Origin of the sequence: Chryseobacterium sp. Y16C (assembly GCF_022488405.1) — a bacterium.
Taxonomy (GTDB): Bacteria; Bacteroidota; Bacteroidia; order Flavobacteriales; family Weeksellaceae; genus Chryseobacterium; species Chryseobacterium geocarposphaerae.
The window spans coordinates 738,967-758,227 of the sequence record NZ_CP092711.1 but is presented as its reverse complement, the minus strand read 5'-3'; the positions used below and the strand labels follow the sequence as shown (position 1 = coordinate 758,227).

Genomic DNA, 19,261 nt, shown 5'->3' with positions numbered 1-19,261 from the left:
TATATAAAAGTTCGAAATATTATGAAAAAGCTGATACTATTTCTGATGCTTTTGTTCTCTGTTTTCTCTTTTGCACAAACTACGAAGACCTATTACACGTGTCCGATGCACCCTGAAGTGGTGTCTTCAAAACCGGGAGACTGTCCGAAATGCGGAATGAGATTGGTAAAAAAAACAGTGGTGGTAAAGCCGAAAGTAGTTGCAAAACCGCAGGTTAAACCTTTGCCGAAAACAGAAGCACAGCCAACGGAAATTAAAAATAAGACGAAAGCAAAGGTTGAGAATAAAGTTGACGTTAAAAAGGTAAAAAAAGCTGATAAAGTATATATCACAAAGCCAATTCAGAATAAAACTTTACCACAGCCAAAGGCTCAAACTCAACCTAAATCTGAATCTCAGTCTCAAAAATATACCTGTCCGATGCATCCGGAAGTGATCTCTGATAAACCCGGAAAGTGCCCGAAATGCGGAATGGATTTGGTAGAGATTGAAAATGGCCCAAAGTCGGAATCCTCTAAAAATGAACCTGAAAGTTCAGTTTTAAAGAGGAATCCAGAAAATGGAAAAGTTAGTTTTGGAGGGAGAACAGTGCGTTATGATCTCTATGTAAAAGATACGATTGTCAATTTCACAGGAAAAAATCGAAGAGCTATTGCCGTGAACGGAAAACTGCAGGCACCGACATTATATTTCACAGAAGGAGATACAGCAGAAATTTATCTTCATAATATGCTGAAAGAAAATACAGGTTTCCATTGGCATGGAGTGATTTTACCCAATGAACATGACGGAGTTCCCTATTTAACCACAAAACCGGTGCAACCGGGAGAAACACATTTGTATAAATTTAAAATCTCCCAAAACGGTACGTATTGGTATCATTCTCATGAAAGTCTGCAGGAGCAGATCGGAATGAACGGAATTCTGGTTTTTCAAAAAAGAGAAGGAGAGCCTAAAACAGAATATACAAAAGAAATTCCTGTCTTATTAGGGGATTGGAGTGATGATGATCCTATGCAGATCGCGAGACGGCTTCATATGGCCAATACGGATTGGTATGCCATTAAGAAAAATGCTGTACAAAGTTATTGGGAAGCCATAAAATCAGGAAACTTTGGAACAAAAGCTCTGAATGAATGGAAAAGAATGGAAGCAATGGATGTAAGTGATGTATATTATGACAAATTTCTTATCAACGGACAGCCCAGTTCTGAGTATTCTAACTTAAAAGCTGGAGATAAAGTTCGTTTGAGAGTTGCCAATGGAGGTTCTTCCACTTATTTCTGGCTGAATTATGGAGGCGGGAAAATAAAAGTGGTTGGAAATGATGGAAATGATGTAGTTCCTGTTGAAGTAGACCGCCTGATTGTCGGAGTTTCCGAAACCTATGACATTGAAGTGACGATTCCTGAGAATAAAAGCTTTGAATTTCGTGCGACTTCTGAAGACAGGGTTGGACATGCCTCGCTTTGGTTAGGTTCCGGAGAAAGAATTGAAGCTCCAAATTTACCTAGATTAAAGCTTTTTGAAGGGATGAAAATGATGAACGGAATGATGGAAATGAGCGGAAATATGAAGCCGATGAATATGACGATGAGCAACCAGATGATGGATATGAATGAAGTAATGTATCCGGAACTTCCTGAAAGCCAGAGAAAAATGACGATGAAGCATATGAACGAGATGATGGGAATTAAGACCAAAGAAAAAGAAAATGAAGATCAGTCAAATCATTTCGGAATGGATATGCAGGAAGAAAAATCGATTAAAAGACTCTCTTACAATATTTTGAAATCTCCTGAAAAAACAATTCTTCCGACAGAAAATGTTCGTGAACTGAAGTTTACACTGGAGGGAAATATGAACCATTATCTGTGGACTTTAGACAATAAGACGGTTACTGAAACAGATAAAATATTGGTTAAAAAAGGAGAAATTCTTAGAATTACGATGTATAATAATTCTATGATGCGACATCCGATGCACCTTCATGGCCACGATTTCAGGTTGATTAATTCAAAAGGAGAATATTCACCGCTTAAAAATGTAGTAGATATTATGCCGATGGAAACCAATACCATTGAGTTTGCAGCTAATCAGGATGGTGACTGGTTTTTTCACTGCCATATTTTATATCATATGATGGCAGGAATGGGGAGGATTTTCAGTTACGAAAATTCCAAGCCTAATCCGCAGCTTCCGAATACAAAATTAGCATGGAAAAGCTTTTTGAAAGATAACAGAATGATCAGTTCAATGGCTATGTTGGATCTTCAGTCGAATAAAATGCATGCAGAAACCATGACGATGTTCGGACCGAGATGGGCGAACCTTAATGAATTTCATTCCAACTGGGATTTTGATCATTTCGAAGGGAATGTAAAAGTCGGAAGGTTTTTAGGGAAATTCCAATGGGCATTACCTTATGCCGGTTTCAGGATTCAGAAAAACCATGAAATCATGGAAAGACAAATGGCGGAAGAAACGGGAATGGATTTTCATGGAAAGAAAAACTGGTTTGGTCAACAGAAAGCTTCTAAAAATAAAGCAAATTTTATCGTGGGGATGCAATATCTTTTGCCTATGTTGGTGACTGCTGATGCAAGTGTTGATCAAAACGGAAAAGTTTTACTGGAATTGAGTAGGGAAGACATTCCGCTTTCCAGAAGATTAAGAGGTAACTTTAGTCTAAACTCTGATGGAGAATTCACGACAGGGTTACGTTATATCTTGCAGAAATGGTTGTCTGTTTCCGGAAACTATGACAATGAAATGGGATGGGGAGCCGGAATTACTTTAACTTATTAATTATAAAAGAAACTCATTTTGAGTTTCTTTTATATATAAACTATTGATTTCGATTTAAATAAACTCTAAATCAAAATTTTCATCTTTAAAGTTTAAATTTATCTTTAAGCTACCATCTGATTTTTTTATTTCAAGTCTGTTATTTGTCTTTATTTTTGAATCATAACTATATTTATAATAAATACTTGGAAAAAATTCTTTATTTTTCGTAAGCTGAATAATCGGCTTATTGAATGAGCAAAGGAAGATATTATCTTTCAAAAATATAATATCAGCTTTTCTATAACTTATTTTTGATCCAAATTGTGAGTTTCCTTCAATTTCAGCTTCTATATTTGGAATTAAGATATATTTTCTATCCTTTATATATTGGAAAAAAAGCTTTCGTTTATATTTCAAGTAAAAATAAGTTGCGATATTGACGGTAATAAAAAATAGAAAAAATCCGCCAATGAAAAAAGATAAATTATTCATAAAATAAAAATAAAAAACGGAGTCTGAAAATCAAACTCCGCTAATAAATTCTTGCGTAAAATTATTTACCTAAATAAGATTTTAGAATCTTACTTCTGGTATTGTGTTTCAATCTCTTGATCGCTTTTTCCTTGATCTGACGAACTCTCTCTCTTGTAAGATCGAAAGTCTCACCGATTTCTTCTAAAGTCATCGGGTGTTTTCCGTTCAATCCAAAGTATAATCTTACCAAATCGGCCTCTCTTGGAGTCAAAGTATTCAATGCTCTTTCGATCTCAATTTGTAGAGATTCAAGCATTAGATCTTTATCCGGACTTGGAGATTCTCCAGAACGCAATACATCGTAAAGATTAGAATCTTCACCTTCTACCAAAGGTGCATCCATAGACAAGTGTCTACCGGAGTTTTTCATAGATTCCTTGATATCTTCCTCGCTCATGTCAAGAACTTCAGCCAATTCTTCCGGAGAAGGTGGTCTTTCATTTTCCTGCTCAAGGTGAGCGTATGCTTTGTTAATCTTGTTGATCGATCCGATTTTGTTCAATGGTAATCTTACAATTCTTGACTGTTCAGCTAAAGCCTGTAAAATTGATTGACGAATCCACCAAACCGCGTAAGAGATAAATTTGAAACCTCTTGTTTCATCATACCTTTTTGCCGCTTTCATAAGTCCTAAATTCCCTTCATTAATCAAATCGGGTAAAGAAAGACCCTGATTTTGGTACTGTTTAGAAACCGAAACTACGAAACGAAGGTTGGCTTTGATTAATTTTTCAAGTGCTGCTCTGTCGCCCGCACGGATTCTTTGTGCCAATTCTACTTCTTCGTCCGCAGTAATTAGTTCAACTTTACCAATTTCCTGCAAATACTTGTCTAATGAAGCAGTTTCCCTGTTGGTAACCTGCTTAGTGATTTTTAATTGTCTCATCTATTTTTTCCTCAAAAAAGAGTTACTATATATTATACGTATCAAGAGGTAAAAAGGTTACACCTATTTTAATTATTTTTTATTCAGTTCAATTGAAATTAGAAAATTAATTGTAAATTATGGCTCTCATGACGCAGAAAGGCGATTTTGTAATGTAAATAACTTCGGAGATTTGAAAAAATCATATCGGAAGTTTCAGTCAGTTTTTATTTTAGAGCTTTATCCCGCTTTCCGCACTCGCTATTTTTTTGTATCGGCGGCGGCTTTGCCGCCGCCGATACAAAAAAATGAGCTCAAACAATTGCTGCAATCGGGGCTAAGATGATGTAATTGTTTATTTGAATAAGAAGTAATTCAAATAAACTGCCGGCTTTCAACAAATAATATAAACTTATATCATTAGCATTTTAAAAATAAAAAAGCGAAACCCAGGTTCCGCTTTATAATGATATATTTTTCCAATTATTTTAAAAAAGATCATTCAAGAATTTCGCTAATCTTAAACCTCCGTACAGAAGCTGTCTTTCCATTGTATCATTGAATTTATACTGATAATCGTATGCCAGTTTTGAATCATTAGGAGTCTGGGCATAGATTTTATTGGCAATCTGGTGAGAATCGTACAACCAGTCTTCCACAGTTCCTGCCTGAATTTTTGCTACTTCATCCTTAGATTTAATATCCAATAATTTTGAATATTCCGTATAACTGTATTTTTGAGAATCTACCAATTTTCCGTCCCAAACCGAATGTAAATTTGTTTTTTCTCCAAAATAAGTGACGTTTATTTTATTTCCTCCTAAATCTTCAGCTCTTCCTACGTGTAAAGGCTGTGCCAGATCTCCCATGATATGAATAAGGAAAATTAAAGCAATTTTTCTGTCTTTTTCAGAAGTTTTTTCATCTTTAATCTGGCTTGATAATACTTTTACCTGAGTATATAAACTTGGTCCGGCCTGAGCTTCCAAATTTTTTTCAAAAGCTTTAAGATCTGTCTGTGGATCGATGTTTACGTAATGCCAAGCTGAAGCCTGCTTCCATGCACCCGTCGTGTCAGATTTAATAAAGTCAGGCCAGTTTGCCCAATAGGCAAGGCGTTCTTTTCCCATAATTTTTTTAATTTCCCTTCTTGCCTTTCCGGAAAGGTGATTTTCTGCAATTTCTGCAATAATTCTGTGTCCCGTCAATCCCCACGCATATGAATAAAGCGAAGATGCCATGAAAGCTAAAATCAGAATTTTAGAATAAATACTTTTCATTGTAAATAACATTTTCAGGGTGCAAAGATACGGCTCACTTTTCGAAGTAGAATTAAATATGAGATAATTCTTGTCTTTAAGGGTGTTAATAAAATTTAATCTAAATAAGTGTTTTGTTAATTTATTTCTTTATTTGTTTTGGAATAGCAGAAGAAATTTAAACTTAAATTTCGTTGTTTTTTTACCGTATTTTCACGGATATTTGTAGGGATAATACTTTTAATGGGATTAAATTAGTATTTTTAATGTGAAATTATTTGAAAATATTTTTTCAATACTACGAGATATAGTACCTTTACATGCCCAAAATCACAGGAAATACTATGTATGAGAATCATATTGTAGAAATGAATTACAATAAGCTGCAGACAGATTTCAAAGCTGAAGCTGTGGCCGTTAATCTATTAAAATACCATAGAGCTGTAAGTAACATCTTTATTGACCGACTGGGAATTAATGACAGAGCTTACCTTAAGGACATAAAAGGTATTTCAAGTCATTTTTTAGGTTTTGATGAAGAAGTTTTTACCATAGAGACGTACCGGGAAGGCATTTACGATTATCTTCCTGAAGGATTGTTTCATCCGCCTTCATTGGGAGCTTCCAGAAAAAATATAGAAACCGTTGTTAAAGAAATCCGGAAGCAGAAAAGGGTAGAAGAAGATGCAAGAAAGTTTTTCAAACCATTTGAACTGGAGATTTTCTTTACCGAAATCAGTGCACTGCTAAAGGAATTCGATTTTGATATTTCAAGTGATACTGATTCTTTGCTGGATACTATAAGTGAGCTTTGGCCTTTAATTAAGATGCTTGACAAACAAAATGCCTATATCTTCATCTATATTTTACCGTTTTTTCATCAGATCAGAGGGGATAAAAGATGGTTTGAGAGATGCATGACGGCTTTTCTTCAGATTCCGGTAGAAGTCACTTTTGCTCCGAATGTGATAGACAACATAGAGGAGAATGATGATTCCATGCTGCTTGGAAATTCAAGATTGGGAGTTACTTATATCCCGAGCGGAAGTCATATGGACGGACAAAGAAACTGGGTGGTGAATATCGGGCCTATTCCTTACTCCGATATGAAAAAGTTCATAGATGGCAGTCCGTTTAGAAAAGTTCTTCATACATTATACGATTACTTTTTACCGGTAAGTGTAGATATAAAAGAGAATTTCATCACAGAAAAACAGGAATATTCTTTTGCTCTGGAAGATGATGAAAGAAATGCAAACCGCCTTGGTTACTCCACCTTCCTCTAAAATATTTTATTATATTTACAGATACCAACTTCATATATTATTAATTGAAAAAAGACAAATGGAAATCTCTTCAGTAAAAGGTATATTTTTAAGATATATTTTGATGCCTTTGATTGCAGTAATCATGATGATTATTTTAGGAATAATCAGAAGAAATAAGCCTGCTATCAAAATAAAGACCATCATTATCTATGTTCTTCTGTGCAGTTTATGCATAGCAGTGCCCGGTTTTTTTGGTTTTGCCGGAAATACTTTTAATCCTTATTGGTATCTGATTGCTCAGATTATTTATCTTATTTTAGGGATTATCCATGTTAATCTTTTGGACAGATATTTTAAAAAGCATATTGATTCTTTATCTATGAGTATATTGTTTGAATCGGTGCTTTCTTTAACATGTATTGTATTCGGAGGTTATCTTTTTACCTTAATATTCAACTGGATAAGCAAGGGAACAGGCTATCCTGTAATGGCTGCAACAAGTGTATTCATCTTCCTTGTTCCGTTGGTATTTCATTATTGCTATGTTCAGTTTATCAGTATTCCTGTTGATATTTATAAAACCTGGAGATATTCGCCGGATCAGAAACTTCCGGATTTTGAAGGGGCGGACTTTGACAGATTGATGGTCCTGAATGTAGAATTAAGTAAAAATTTAGAAGAGTCCAATCGTTTCAGAATTAAAGCTAAAACCTTACCGACAGGTGTTACTTTCGGTGATTGGTTCTATAGAGTGGTGGATGATTATAACCACAAAAATCCGGGATCTATCATTCATCTTTCGGATAGTGAACAACAGCCTTACTACTGGATTTTTTACACCAAAAAATCATTTTTCAGTTTTAGAAAATATATCAATTTCGATCAGGATATTTCAGCAAATAGCATTTCAGAAAATGAAGTGGTCATTTGCAAAAGAGTAATTCAGCATGAAGAAGAAGGAATTGCTAAAAAATCATAACACACACAAATTTTAAAAGTATTTAATATGATACAGCCGATTAAACATTTTGCGATCAATTGGGTCGACGGAATGAAAGTTTCCCAGAGACATTTAAATGATCAGGATAATTTCTTAATTGATACCATCAGAGATTCCAATTCATTAGGGATTACCAATTATAATTACGGACTTTTACCTATTCCCAATGAATTTACGGACAAAACGATTTTTGATGTTCATAATACAGCAACAAATGATGTTCAGCTTGTTATAAAGCATTGTAGTGCGGTTACATTAGCCGGATACAGGGTAGAGCTTAATGACAGGAGAGTAAGTGTAAAGTCATTGGCAAAATCAATGAACGAGGAGCAGGCAGATGGAGAATATTATATTTTAATTTCAGTAAATCCTTTTGATAAAGTTCCTTTCGGAGATATTGATCCTGAAGAAATTCCACCGAGACATCCGAATGCTCAATCCAATTACCATATAGAATTACTTCCGGTAACTTCTCTAAACAGCAGTTATTCAGGAGGAAACTATCTGATTGTAGGGAAGGTTGACTTAAAAGGAAATATTGCCCAGGTAGATTCGAATTTTATTCCGCCTTGTACTTCGGTTCAGAGCCATCCTGCGTTGTTGAACTATTATAATGGTTTTGCAAAATCTATCGGTAATTTACAGCAATATGCCTTTAAAATTATTCAGAAAGCCTCTCATAAAAACCAGAATACAGCATTAGCACAAAATGTTAAATTTTTGTGTAATACGATGATAACGACTTTCGCGGATATGTATTTTCAGTTTAGAAATATCACGCCTTGGCAACCACCGGTATTTCTGATTGAATCTTTTGCAAAACTAGCACTGAATTTATATAACGCTACACAAGTTCTGGTTCCTGCAGAATTGGAAGAAATGCTGAATTATAGCTTAGAATGGAGTGAAATTGCACCTCATACTTTGTTAAATCAATTATCAATTGTTGCAGAAACAAACTATGATCACCACAATTGCGGTGAACCGTTATTGTATATTCAGCAGATGTTGAGAAGTTTGGAAATAATCTTCTCAAAATTAAGCGAACTGGATTATATTGGTCAGCGAAAAGAGAACATCATTGTCAACGAACAGGAAGTTTCTTCCAATACCAATCCGAAAAGAGGTTGGAGTGTTTTGGATTAATTATCATACTATTAATAAAAGTAAATCCCGGGCTTATAAATTCGGGATTTTTTATGTAAAATTGTTTTAAGAATATTTAAAAAAATATGAACATAGATATAATAAGACAGGACATCAGAGGATTATCAGACGGGAAAATATTTCTGAACAATGCAGGTTCTTCATTAATGCCAAGACAGGTTGTGGATACGATGATGGATTATTTAAAGCAGGAGGAACAATTCGGAGGATATGAAGTAGCCAATAAAAATGCTGAATTATTGGAAAGTTTTTATGATGAAACGGCTAAAATGATTAACTGCAAATCTTCAAATATTGCTTTTGCCACAAGTGCTACAGACGCTTATACAAAGGCATTATCCAGTATCATTTTTAAAGAAGGAGATGTGATCATTACAACGATTGACGATTATATTTCCAATCAGATTACATTTATTTCGCTGCAGAAAAAATTAAAATTAAAAATTATCAGAACAAAAAATCTTTCAGACCATGAACTTGATTTGGAAGATCTGGAAGAATTAATTAAAAAGTATACCCCTAAATTAGTTGCTGTTACTCATATTCCAACAAATTCAGGACTGATTCAGGATGTTGAAGGTGTCGGAAAAATCTGTAAAAAATATGGTATTTTGTATCTTGTTGATGCCTGTCAGTCTGTTGGACAGCTCTTTGTAGATGTTGAAAAGATTGGCTGTGATTTTCTGACGGCAACCGGAAGGAAATTTATGAGAGGACCGAGAGGAACAGGATTTTTATATGTTTCGGATAGAATTCTGGAGCAGAATTATGCTCCCTTACTTTTAGATATGAGAGGTGCCAACTGGACGGAGTATGATAATTATGAATTATTTAAAACGGCAAAACGATTCGAGCATTGGGAAGTTTCCTATGCATCTTTACTGGGTTTTACTGAAGCTTTAAAATATGCCAATACGATCGGAATACATGCTATTGAACATTATAACAAAGGCTTGTCTGAGAAACTGCGGGAAAATTTGAGAGATAGTGGTTTCCAGATTTGGGATCAGGGAAATCGTCTTAGCAGTATCATTACTTTTTGCGGTCCGGATGGAGATTTAGAAAATATTCAGAAAGTCTTGAAAGAAAATAATATATTCTTTTCAGTGACTTATAAAAACTCAGCCTTAATAGATTTTACGAATAAAAATATCAACGGAATTGTAAGATTATCACCACATTATTTCAACACGGTTGAAGAAATCGAAAAGGTGTCAGAAATTTTAAATAATAGCTTGAGATAGGTATTCCATTGACTTATCGAAAATATTTCAGTAAAGGAATCTGTAGAATTACAGACATAAAAAATAGATTGAAACACAGTTCGATCTATTTTTTTACTAATATTTTATCAGTTGCTTTTCTGCTCAGAATTTCATTCTTCCCGTCAATTTCAATAGTAATTGATTTGTCGAAACTTTCAATTTTGATGACCTTGATCTTTTTATTCAAAAGCAGATTTCTCTCTGTTAAATAATTAAGAAAAGCATCATCAGAAAGGGTAACAGAAGTAAAGACTACCACTTCTCCAGGCTCGCAATTGCTTAATTTTTGTAAATCCTGAGCAATGATATTGCCGTCTTTATCGGGAATAGGTTCTCCGTGAGGGTCAAATTTAGGATAATTAAGAATTTCATCCATCTTATCAAAGAAAATAGTAGAATGTACGTGTTCCAGCTGCTCTGCAATCTCATGAACATTTTCCCAACCGAAATTCATTTTTTTTACCAGAAACATTTCTGTAAGCCTATGCTTTCTTACCACCAAAGCCGCTTCGCGATGTCCTTTTTCAGTAACGATAAGCGGTTTATAGGTTTCATAGATTACCCAGCCTTTTTCGGCAAACTTCTTCATCATATTGTTAACACTCGGCATTTTCACCGTTAAGAATTTGCTGAGCTCATTAATCGTTACTTTGCTTTCGGTATCAACCAAATGAAATAAAGCTTTCAGATAGTTTTCTTCGGTTAATGTTGTTTTCAAAATGTTAGATGATTTTCATTACAAATCTAACAAAATATTATGAATTATTGATGTTGGATATTTTAAGTTTTTTTAATTTTACTTTATGAAATTTTCATTCAAAAACGATTATTCGGAAGGTTGTCACTCCAATATTCTAAAAGCTCTTTTAGAGCATAATACCGATCAGCAGGCAGGGTATGGAGAAGATCAGTACTCTTTACAGGCTAAAGAACTCATTAAGCAAAGAATAAAAAAAACAGATTCGGAGATCTATTTTGTTTCCGGCGGAACTCAGGCCAATTTATTGGTAATTTCTTCCGTCTTAAGACCTTATCAATGTGCTATTTCAGCATCTACAGGTCATATTCTCAATAATGAAACCGGAGCCATTGAAGCGACTGGACATAAAATTTTAAGCATAGAGAAAGAGGATGGAAAACTGGCTCCTGAAGATATTATTCCGGTTCTGGAAAACCACAGAAATATTCCACATCAGGTAATGCCGAAGTTGGTTTACATCTCAAATTCTACAGAACTGGGAACAGTTTATACCTTAAAAGAATTAGAAGATCTTTCGAAATTCTGTGAGGATAATAATTTATATCTTTTTATGGACGGCGCAAGAATGGGACACGGTCTGACTTCCGAAATCAGTGATCTGACATTGGAAAAAGTTGCGGAACTGACTGATGTTTTCTATTTAGGCGGAACTAAAAACGGTGCATTAATTGGAGAGGCAATTGTAATTAATAATAAAGAGCTTCAGCAGGACTTTGCTTTTAATATTAAACAAAAAGGAGCTTTATTGGCAAAAGGAAGACTATTAGGAATTCAGTTTTTAGAACTGATGAAAAATGATCTTTATTTTGAGTTGGCAAAGCATGCCAATCAGCAAGCCATGAAAATCAAAAATGCAATGCAGGAAAGGGGAGTACAGTTTTTATCCGACACCTATACCAATCAGATTTTCCCGATTCTAAGTAATGATGTAATTCAAAAGCTCTCGGAGAAATTTGAATTTTATGTCTGGAAGAAAATAGATGAGAATTTTTCGGCTATCCGTCTTATTACTTCCTGGAATACTGATGATGAGCCCGTTAATGAATTTATTGAAATTATTAAAACGGAACTATAAAAAAATGCAACTTGATAAAGTTGCATTTTTAATTTATTTCAAAGCTTTATTAACAAGGTTGCAATCAGCAGTTTCCAGTTTTTGGCCATCTTTATAGCTGATGTTTTTTTCACTGGCATATTTTATCTGTCCGTTTTCTTCTTTATGGGCTCCGATACCTTCTACCAAAGTATTATCTTTTTGAATAAAGAAAATATCTCTTGCGCTTTTTTTGCCTTCAGATTCGAATTCATACGTCAGTTTTATGGTATCTCCCGATTTATAGCCGGAAATATCTCCTTTATTGCTGTCTTTTTCGAAGTTTTTGTAAGACATTTTCCCTGTAATGGTTCCCAGATTATCATCAATACTGGCAAATACAGAATCTTTTCCGGTAACTCCCATATAGCAGAACGATTTTGGGCCTAAAGTATCAATTACTTTTTCAGTAGTTGCAGTAGAATCTGTTTCTAACTTTGGAGCTGCTGTTTCTGTTTTTTTATTACAGTTTATTAAAAAAACAGATAATGTACTTAATAAGATCAACTTTTTCATAATCCTTTTGTTGTATTAGCTAAATTTCGAAGTTGCTAAAATAATCATTTTATTATTGAATTGATATTAAAAATTATACCTTCAAACATCCCCGGAAACCCCTGGCTGCATAATAAGAATCAGCTCCGTTGTGATAGGTGAAAACAGTATTGTAACGTCGGTCACAGAAAATTGCTCCTCCCAATTCTCTTATTGATACAGGAGTTTTTACCCAGCTCGAAGTTTTCAGATCAAATTTTCCTAATTCCTGAAGCTGACGGTACTGTTCTTCTGTTAACAATTCGATGCCCATTTCAGAAGCCTTATCGACTGCATTGCTTTCCGGCTTGTTGGCCTTTCTGCTTTCCCATGCAGGATAATCGTAGCACAGGCTTCTGCGTTTCGGGCTTTCTGGTGAACAATCAAAGAAGAAATATTCATCTGTTTTTTTATCATAACCAACAACATCAGGTTCACCTTCGGTTTCTTCCATTTCGTTTAAAAACTAAAGTTTTTCCGGATTTTTCTGCAGTTTTGATTGAATTTTTTCCCAATCCAAATTTTGATGACGATGCATATTTTTCTCAAAACGGGTTTTCAAAATCTTCAAAAGTTCTTCGGCTTGTTCCGAGGTCAGTTTCTTTTTCATATTAATTCAGTTTAAGTGGTTTAATTATTTACAGAAATTTTCCTATCGGCAGGTCTGAAATACCAGGAAATAATAACTAATATAAGCAATAAAACAGCAGGAAATGTTTTGCTGACCGGATCATTAACAACAATATGCGAAATGACAGCTCCCGACATTACAAAGAAAAACCCTGAGTAAGCCCATTCTTTTAATAAAGGAAATTTCGGAATTAAAATTGCAATAACGCCTAAGATTTTCCATACTCCAATGATAGTCATTAGATAAGAAGGATAACCCAGATTTGTAAAATTGGCTAGTTCGTCCTTATTTTTCATGAGCTGCACAATGGCTGTTGAAACCATTCCCAGAGCCATCCAAAGCGTAAAAAACCAATAGATGATTTTATTTCTTTTCTGGAATTTATTTTGTGTTTCCATTTTTATCTGTTTTTAAGTTTAATCATTCAGGCCTTTTCCATTAAGAATTTCGGGAATGTATTTTTCAATTCTGGAAGCTCTGGTTTTGGATTGTTTGGCGGAAGAAAAATAGAGTAGGTAAGCACGTTGTCTTCCTGGTGTTAAAGCTTTAAAAGCTTCTTTTAATGCTGAGTTTTCATCCAGTTTCTGTTGAAATTCTTTAGGCATTTCAAATTCTTTGGTCTTCTTCATCTCGACTTTTGCACCTGATTCTTCAACATCAACAGCTTCAAATAGATATGATTTAATAACTTCTTTTAAATCAATAATTTGCTGTAAACTGGTAAAACGGATTTGTCTTGCAGCTTGCACATTTTCAGTTTGTTGGATTAAGATGTTTTCAGGATCTTTCATTAAAGCACCTTTGAAAAAGAGTAGTGCACAATATTCTTTAAAACCGTGAATTAAGAATATATTTTTTCCCTCATAAGTATAACATGGACATCCCCATTTCAAATCTTCTACAAGCTCGGTTTCTAATGCAATTGCTCTTAATTTTTCGAATTCTTTTTGCCATTGTGTGGCCTTATCAAAGAAGAAATCAACTTTTGGGTTCATATAATTTGGATTATAATGTTTCGGGATATGTGTTGCGGGTTATATCAGCAATATAATTGATGGATTCAATCTCGAATCTCGTATCCCGCATCTTGTTATTTAAATAATTCTTGCAGACGGTTATGGGCCATATTGATGCCTTGTGCGAAAGGTAATTTCAACATCTGATCTCTGAAATCCAATGATTTATAAATAGTCTGAATGGTTATTTTGCTGATATCATCCGTAATTTTTTCAAATTCTAAAAATTCAAGCTGAACTGGAAAAGGCGTATTTTCCATTTGAAAAGTCCTTATAATTTTCTTATTCTGAACAATTTCATGAATGGTTCCATTGGCGCTGAAAACTACGTCGCCTTGAGGATTTGAGGTCTCAAAACGGTAGCTTCCGTGTTGTTTATTTTCAAATTTTGTCACTTTTGTACCCATCCATTGTTCGAAAAGTTCAGCTTCTGTATACGCTTTGAACAACAATTCGACAGGCAGGTCAAATTTTCTGGTGATGAAGATTTCCTGCTTGCCATCTTCAGCGTGTATTTTGGTTCTCAGTTCCATATTTCTACTTTTTTGATTGGTAATTTTTCATTAAGTCTTCAAGCTTATTGAATCTGTCATCCCACATTTTGCGGAAGGGCTCGATAAAGTCTGCAATTTCTTTCATTTTTACAGGATTTAAATGGTAGATAATTTCGCGTCCGTTTTGTTCAGGTCTTAATAATTCGCATTCTGTTAGGATTTGAAGATGTTTTGAAACAGTAGGTCTTGCAGTATCAAAATTCGAAGCAATTGCACCAGCTGTCATAGATTGAGCGGCAACCAACATCAATATGGATCTTCTGGTAGGATCTGCAATCGCCTGAAATACATCTCGTCTTAAATTCATTATGTAGTTATTTGACTACAAATTTAAATGAAGTTATTTGGCTACGCAAATTTTATTGATGATTTTTTTTATTAAATATTAAATTTTGACAGATTGCTGTGATTTATACATTGTAATAGTATTATTCAAATTAAACTATAAGAATCTAGCTTTGAATCTGCGGAGTTTTTTCTCGTACAGCGGAATCTCAGCAGTTTTAAAATATTGAAGAAAATGATTGGAGGAAATAAAGCTTGTACCAAATAGCAGAAGGCTTCTAGAAGAGTACGAAATAACAAAGTAAACTCTCCTATATTCATATTAAAAAAAATCCTATAATTTATATTATGTTAAATTGTATTTATGACCATAATCTATAATAGCACTGCTATTTAAAATTGCCTACATAATAAATTCAACATCTTTATATCCCATTCAACGACTCATTTTGCCCGTTCATCGAAAAATCTTTCAATTCCGCAATATTCCATCCGAACTTTACATCATTAAAAAAGAACAACTTAAATCTTACTATTATGAAAACAAAAATCGGAATTACAGAAAACAACACACGAGCTGTTGCTGATCAACTGGCAAAACTTTTAGCTGATGAAACTTTACTTTACATCAAAACCAGAAACGCTCACTGGAATGTTACCGGAGATAATTTCCACGCCAATCACCTTTTTTTCGAGGAGCAATACAAACAATTGGATGAACTGATTGACAGCGTTGCAGAACGTATGCGTAAAATCGGACATTATGCACCGGCAACAATGAAAACCTATCTGGAACTGACACATCTTACAGAATACAGCGAAAGAACCAATGACGGTTTAGGCTATATGAAAGACCTGTTGAGCGACCACGAAAGCATCATTGAATTCCTACGAGGAAACATTACCCCTTTTGCTGAAGAATTCAAAGATTACGGAACCAGCGATTTCATTACGGGTTTGATGGAAACCCACGAAGAAATGGCCTGGATGATCCGTTCATATTTCAGATAATTGGGAAAAGAAAAAAGGAATAATTATATTTGTGTAAAATCATAAATAACTATCCCTATGAAAGCTTTAATCGTCGATGATAACGACATTGCAAGAACAACATTATCACATTTGGCAAAACAAATTCCGAATCTTACGATTGTCAATGAATTTTCCAACGCGATTGAAGCTTACAATTATCTGCAGACCCATCCTGTTGATCTAATTTTCTTAGACATCGAAATGCCTGAAATGTCAGGGATAGAACTCACCAAAAATCTCTCAGGAAAAGAAACGATCATCATTTTCACTACATCTAATAAAGAATATGCACTCGAAGCTTTCGAATTGAATATCGCAGATTATCTTTTAAAACCTGTGATGCCGGCAAGATTTTTACAAGCGGTGAGCAAAGCACAGGCTATTCTTGAAAGCAGAAAGGAAAATGTAGAAGTCACGAAAGATGAGTTTCTTTTCGTGAGAGATTCCAATATTACAAGACGTTTGAAACTGGACGATATTTTTTATGCAGAAGCAATGGGTGATTACGTTAAGTTCTATACAAGAGAAAAAATGTTTGCTATCCACGGCAAAATGAAAACTGCGGAAGAACGTCTTCCAAAAGATCATTTCATCAGAGTTCATCGGTCTTACATCGTTTCTGTCGGTAAGATAGATACGCTTCAGGATGGTGGAATTATGATTAATGGAAAATTCATTCCCGTTGCAGATGCGTACAGAAAAGCGCTCAACTCGAGAATGAATGTTTTTTAAAATTTTAATTTTTATTGGGGCAGCTTAATCCGTCTTCCGCTCCCGCTTTTTTGTCATTGCGAAGAAATGAAGTTAGCACTTGAACTATTCAGTAATCGCAATGACAAAAAGAGCTCCGCTCAAGCCGGGCTGCAACAATGCGCCGTTCCAATTGCAATGCAAAATTCCCCTCCTTTGGAGGGGTGGCGAAAATTCAAAGAATTTTTAACGGGGTGGTTAACAATAATTTTAAAGTCAACATAATAGACTTATGAAAAAGATATCCTCAGTAATGGACAACAGGAGATTCAGTTACTTCATTATTCTCACATTTATTGCGGGGTCTCTCCTATTGATAGCCGTTCAGATTAATTCAGCCCAAAATACAAAGGAACTTATCCGTAACAATAACAAACTTCTCGAAGAATTACGTTCAAGCAATCATTTGCGTGAAATTGACCGTGATATTTTAGGTGTTGAAAGCAGAATCAGAGCCTCCATTGCAACCAATGACACCACTCACCTTGAAGGCATCGACCAAAAGATCAATCAGATAGAAAACTTTCTGGATTCCCTTTCCAAAGACAATGCCGATACAGAGGAAGAAAGATTAATTCACCGGTTGAGTGTTCTCGCGATGGACAAGAAAACAACGAAGGATAAATTATTGCTGCGTTATCATACCCTCGGAAATATGGACGATCAGACTTCCATTGCTAATCCAAGAGCCAGAAAAATATCGAACGAAATCACTTCTATCACTGCAAAGATCTATGAAAGTCGAAAAATTCATATGGTAGATCTCAGTAAAAAAAACGAGGAAATGGGACAGAAAGCCAGATTGTATGATATTTCCTTGCTGATTCTTTTGATCTTAAGCGGATCTATCGTTGGCTATCATATTCTTCGCCAGTTTAAACGTCAGAGATTGCTGATCCAGGAATTGGATATTGCGGAGAAAAAAGCTTCGGTTGCCGCACAGACCAAAGAAAATTTTTTAGCCAATATGAGCCACGAAATCAGAACACCTCTGAGCGGAATCTTGGGCTTTACTAACCTTTTACAAAAAAGACCATTGGATGAAACTTCAAAAGAATTTGTATCATCCATTCAACGTTCAGGAGAAAATCTGATGGCCATTATCAATGACATTCTGGATTTATCCAAAATCGAAGCCGGAATGATGCGTATTACCAAAGGAATATTCAGTATCAACGGATTGGTGAATTCTGTCGAAACGTTTTTTGTGGAACGTGCCAAAGAAAAAGGATTAGCGATTTCCAGCAAAATAGATTCCTCGATTCCTGATACTTTGAACGGTGATGCAACAAGGTTAACTCAAATTTTAGTCAACCTCATCGGGAATGCCATCAAATTTACCCATCACGGAAATATCAGTATCGAAATTTACAATAAGCAACAGACCAAAAGTGAAGTCATTGTCGGTTTTAAAGTCTCGGATACCGGAATTGGAATCGATAAAGAAAAGCTTAGCGAGGTTTTTGAAAGATTCAATCAGGGTGAAGATTCTACAACAAGAAATTATGGCGGAACCGGGCTTGGTTTATCCATTGTGAAAAGTTTAATTCAATTGCAAAATGGCGATATTGAGGTAATGAGTGAACAGGGAAAAGGTACGACTTTTCATTTTTTCATTCCTTATGCCATTGCGAAAGAACAGATTAATGTGGCGCCTTCTGTTAACATCAATTATTTCAAAGATAAATCCAATGTACCTTTAAAAGTTTTAATTGTAGATGATAACGCGATCAATCAAAGCCTGATGAAACATCTTTTGTCACAATGGAACATCGATTTCGACACTGCAAACAATGGTCTGGAAGCAGTAGAATATCTTAAAAATAATGATTGTGATCTTGTTTTAATGGACATTCAGATGCCACAAATGGACGGCTATACTGCAACACAAAAAATCAGGGAAGAATTGAACCTGAACCTTCCAATTATTGCAATGACCGCACATGCACTGGCTGGAGAAAGAGAAAAATGCCTGAGCCGGGGAATGAACGAATATATTTCCAAACCCGTCAATGAAGATGAATTATTTAAATTAATTTCAGGTTTCGGATTGAAAAAAGATAAAAATAATGGAATAGAAAGTAAAGGATATACTACTGTTTATCAGTATATTGATCTTACTTATATGAAATCCATCAGCAATGGTGACAAAGATTTTGAAAGAACAGTCACACAGCAGTTTTTAGACAAAATTCCGGATCATGTTCAGGAAATGGAATCGGCTTATGAAAATGTAGATTTTACGATTGTAAAACTGAGAGCGCATGATCTGAAATCCAGTGTTGCCATCATGGGATTATTACCTTTATTAGAAGAAAAACTGGAGTTTCTGGAAATGACCTCCGGACAAAATCAGCAATCAGCAGAAGCTTTGAAAATGGTGCAAAGTATTATCACATCATCACTTTCAGAAGCTGAAAAGTTTTTGCATCAATTACAGAATATTAAACCTTAAACA

The 19,261-nt window shown here is 34.8% G+C and carries 18 protein-coding genes and 1 pseudogene; 9 read left to right on the top strand and 10 right to left on the bottom strand.

What is annotated here, in order from left to right:
* Positions 1 to 21: 21 nt before the first annotated feature.
* The gene (locus tag MKS83_RS03295; RefSeq protein ID WP_240581951.1) at positions 22 to 2,808 is read left to right on the top strand and encodes a multicopper oxidase domain-containing protein; all 2,787 of its coding nucleotides are present in this window, start codon (positions 22 to 24) and stop codon (positions 2,806 to 2,808) included.
* Between the two features lie 54 nt (positions 2,809 to 2,862).
* Here MKS83_RS03295 and MKS83_RS03290 read toward each other — a convergent pair whose 3' ends face one another.
* The 3 genes from MKS83_RS03290 to MKS83_RS03280 form a co-directional block, all read right to left on the bottom strand.
* Positions 2,863 to 3,282, bottom strand: a complete 420-nt coding sequence (locus MKS83_RS03290) for a hypothetical protein (protein ID WP_240581950.1) — start codon at positions 3,280 to 3,282, stop codon at positions 2,863 to 2,865.
* Between the two features lie 61 nt (positions 3,283 to 3,343).
* Complete coding sequence (locus MKS83_RS03285) at positions 3,344 to 4,210, bottom strand: RNA polymerase sigma factor RpoD/SigA (RefSeq protein WP_002979276.1); 867 nt, start codon at positions 4,208 to 4,210, stop codon at positions 3,344 to 3,346.
* Positions 4,211 to 4,677: 467 nt separating this feature from the next.
* Positions 4,678 to 5,469, bottom strand: a complete 792-nt coding sequence (locus MKS83_RS03280) for a S1/P1 nuclease (protein ID WP_240581949.1) — start codon at positions 5,467 to 5,469, stop codon at positions 4,678 to 4,680.
* Positions 5,470 to 5,768: 299 nt separating this feature from the next.
* On the opposite strand from MKS83_RS03280, the gene MKS83_RS03275 reads away from it, so the two are divergent.
* The 4 genes from MKS83_RS03275 (at position 5,769) to MKS83_RS03260 (ending at position 10,127) form a co-directional block, all read left to right on the top strand.
* A complete protein-coding gene (locus tag MKS83_RS03275) occupies positions 5,769 to 6,734 on the top strand; it encodes a type VI secretion system baseplate subunit TssG (RefSeq protein WP_240581948.1) in 966 nt (321 codons plus the stop codon).
* A gap of 58 nt (positions 6,735 to 6,792) precedes the next feature.
* Complete coding sequence (locus tag MKS83_RS03270) at positions 6,793 to 7,695, top strand: TssN family type VI secretion system protein (protein ID WP_240581947.1); 903 nt, start codon at positions 6,793 to 6,795, stop codon at positions 7,693 to 7,695.
* 27 nt (positions 7,696 to 7,722) lie between these two features.
* Complete coding sequence (locus MKS83_RS03265) at positions 7,723 to 8,862, top strand: hypothetical protein (protein ID WP_100375710.1); 1,140 nt, start codon at positions 7,723 to 7,725, stop codon at positions 8,860 to 8,862.
* An 86-nt stretch (positions 8,863 to 8,948) separates the two neighbouring features.
* Positions 8,949 to 10,127, top strand: a complete 1,179-nt coding sequence (locus MKS83_RS03260; RefSeq protein ID WP_240581946.1) for an aminotransferase class V-fold PLP-dependent enzyme — start codon at positions 8,949 to 8,951, stop codon at positions 10,125 to 10,127.
* 85 nt (positions 10,128 to 10,212) lie between these two features.
* Here MKS83_RS03260 and MKS83_RS03255 read toward each other — a convergent pair whose 3' ends face one another.
* On the bottom strand, positions 10,213 to 10,866 hold the full coding sequence (locus tag MKS83_RS03255) for a metal-dependent transcriptional regulator (RefSeq protein ID WP_100375708.1): 654 nt from the start codon (positions 10,864 to 10,866) through the stop codon (positions 10,213 to 10,215).
* 85 nt (positions 10,867 to 10,951) lie between these two features.
* Between MKS83_RS03255 and MKS83_RS03250 the strand changes: the two genes are divergently transcribed.
* Positions 10,952 to 11,983 (top strand): threonine aldolase family protein, encoded by a 1,032-nt coding sequence (locus MKS83_RS03250; RefSeq protein WP_240581945.1) that lies wholly within the window; start codon positions 10,952 to 10,954, stop codon positions 11,981 to 11,983.
* A 33-nt stretch (positions 11,984 to 12,016) separates the two neighbouring features.
* Here MKS83_RS03250 and MKS83_RS03245 read toward each other — a convergent pair whose 3' ends face one another.
* From MKS83_RS03245 to MKS83_RS03220, 6 genes and pseudogenes are all read right to left on the bottom strand, one after another.
* Entirely contained in the window at positions 12,017 to 12,517 is a 501-nt protein-coding gene (locus MKS83_RS03245) for a hypothetical protein (protein ID WP_240581944.1), read from the bottom strand.
* A 73-nt stretch (positions 12,518 to 12,590) separates the two neighbouring features.
* A pseudogene (locus MKS83_RS03240) lies at positions 12,591 to 13,145 on the bottom strand (DUF4256 domain-containing protein).
* Positions 13,146 to 13,165: 20 nt separating this feature from the next.
* Complete coding sequence (locus tag MKS83_RS03235) at positions 13,166 to 13,564, bottom strand: DoxX family protein (protein WP_240581943.1); 399 nt, start codon at positions 13,562 to 13,564, stop codon at positions 13,166 to 13,168.
* A gap of 18 nt (positions 13,565 to 13,582) precedes the next feature.
* A complete protein-coding gene (locus tag MKS83_RS03230; RefSeq protein ID WP_240581942.1) occupies positions 13,583 to 14,161 on the bottom strand; it encodes a YdeI/OmpD-associated family protein in 579 nt (192 codons plus the stop codon).
* 95 nt (positions 14,162 to 14,256) lie between these two features.
* Complete coding sequence (locus tag MKS83_RS03225; protein ID WP_240581941.1) at positions 14,257 to 14,715, bottom strand: SRPBCC domain-containing protein; 459 nt, start codon at positions 14,713 to 14,715, stop codon at positions 14,257 to 14,259.
* 4 nt (positions 14,716 to 14,719) lie between these two features.
* Positions 14,720 to 15,043 (bottom strand): ArsR/SmtB family transcription factor, encoded by a 324-nt coding sequence (locus MKS83_RS03220; protein ID WP_240581940.1) that lies wholly within the window; start codon positions 15,041 to 15,043, stop codon positions 14,720 to 14,722.
* 515 nt (positions 15,044 to 15,558) lie between these two features.
* On the opposite strand from MKS83_RS03220, the gene MKS83_RS03215 reads away from it, so the two are divergent.
* From MKS83_RS03215 to MKS83_RS03205, 3 genes are all read left to right on the top strand, one after another.
* Positions 15,559 to 16,032 (top strand): Dps family protein, encoded by a 474-nt coding sequence (locus MKS83_RS03215; RefSeq protein WP_240581939.1) that lies wholly within the window; start codon positions 15,559 to 15,561, stop codon positions 16,030 to 16,032.
* A gap of 57 nt (positions 16,033 to 16,089) precedes the next feature.
* Positions 16,090 to 16,785 (top strand): LytR/AlgR family response regulator transcription factor, encoded by a 696-nt coding sequence (locus tag MKS83_RS03210; protein ID WP_240581938.1) that lies wholly within the window; start codon positions 16,090 to 16,092, stop codon positions 16,783 to 16,785.
* Positions 16,786 to 17,035: 250 nt separating this feature from the next.
* Positions 17,036 to 19,258 (top strand): hybrid sensor histidine kinase/response regulator, encoded by a 2,223-nt coding sequence (locus MKS83_RS03205; protein WP_240581937.1) that lies wholly within the window; start codon positions 17,036 to 17,038, stop codon positions 19,256 to 19,258.
* Positions 19,259 to 19,261: the final 3 nt, after the last annotated feature.

Coding starts and splice junctions, on each gene's coding strand:
- MKS83_RS03265 (WP_100375710.1), top strand. CDS start 7,723: ATGATACAGCCGATTAAACATTTTGCGATCAATTGGGTCGACGGAATG.
- MKS83_RS03280 (WP_240581949.1), bottom strand. CDS start 5,469: ATGAAAAGTATTTATTCTAAAATTCTGATTTTAGCTTTCATGGCATCT.
- MKS83_RS03245 (WP_240581944.1), bottom strand. CDS start 12,517: ATGAAAAAGTTGATCTTATTAAGTACATTATCTGTTTTTTTAATAAAC.
- MKS83_RS03220 (WP_240581940.1), bottom strand. CDS start 15,043: ATGAATTTAAGACGAGATGTATTTCAGGCGATTGCAGATCCTACCAGA.
- MKS83_RS03215 (WP_240581939.1), top strand. CDS start 15,559: ATGAAAACAAAAATCGGAATTACAGAAAACAACACACGAGCTGTTGCT.
- MKS83_RS03225 (WP_240581941.1), bottom strand. CDS start 14,715: ATGGAACTGAGAACCAAAATACACGCTGAAGATGGCAAGCAGGAAATC.
- MKS83_RS03210 (WP_240581938.1), top strand. CDS start 16,090: ATGAAAGCTTTAATCGTCGATGATAACGACATTGCAAGAACAACATTA.
- MKS83_RS03270 (WP_240581947.1), top strand. CDS start 6,793: ATGGAAATCTCTTCAGTAAAAGGTATATTTTTAAGATATATTTTGATG.
- MKS83_RS03205 (WP_240581937.1), top strand. CDS start 17,036: ATGAAAAAGATATCCTCAGTAATGGACAACAGGAGATTCAGTTACTTC.
- MKS83_RS03285 (WP_002979276.1), bottom strand. CDS start 4,210: ATGAGACAATTAAAAATCACTAAGCAGGTTACCAACAGGGAAACTGCT.
- MKS83_RS03290 (WP_240581950.1), bottom strand. CDS start 3,282: ATGAATAATTTATCTTTTTTCATTGGCGGATTTTTTCTATTTTTTATT.
- MKS83_RS03230 (WP_240581942.1), bottom strand. CDS start 14,161: ATGAACCCAAAAGTTGATTTCTTCTTTGATAAGGCCACACAATGGCAA.
- MKS83_RS03235 (WP_240581943.1), bottom strand. CDS start 13,564: ATGGAAACACAAAATAAATTCCAGAAAAGAAATAAAATCATCTATTGG.
- MKS83_RS03275 (WP_240581948.1), top strand. CDS start 5,769: ATGCCCAAAATCACAGGAAATACTATGTATGAGAATCATATTGTAGAA.
- MKS83_RS03250 (WP_240581945.1), top strand. CDS start 10,952: ATGAAATTTTCATTCAAAAACGATTATTCGGAAGGTTGTCACTCCAAT.
- MKS83_RS03260 (WP_240581946.1), top strand. CDS start 8,949: ATGAACATAGATATAATAAGACAGGACATCAGAGGATTATCAGACGGG.
- MKS83_RS03295 (WP_240581951.1), top strand. CDS start 22: ATGAAAAAGCTGATACTATTTCTGATGCTTTTGTTCTCTGTTTTCTCT.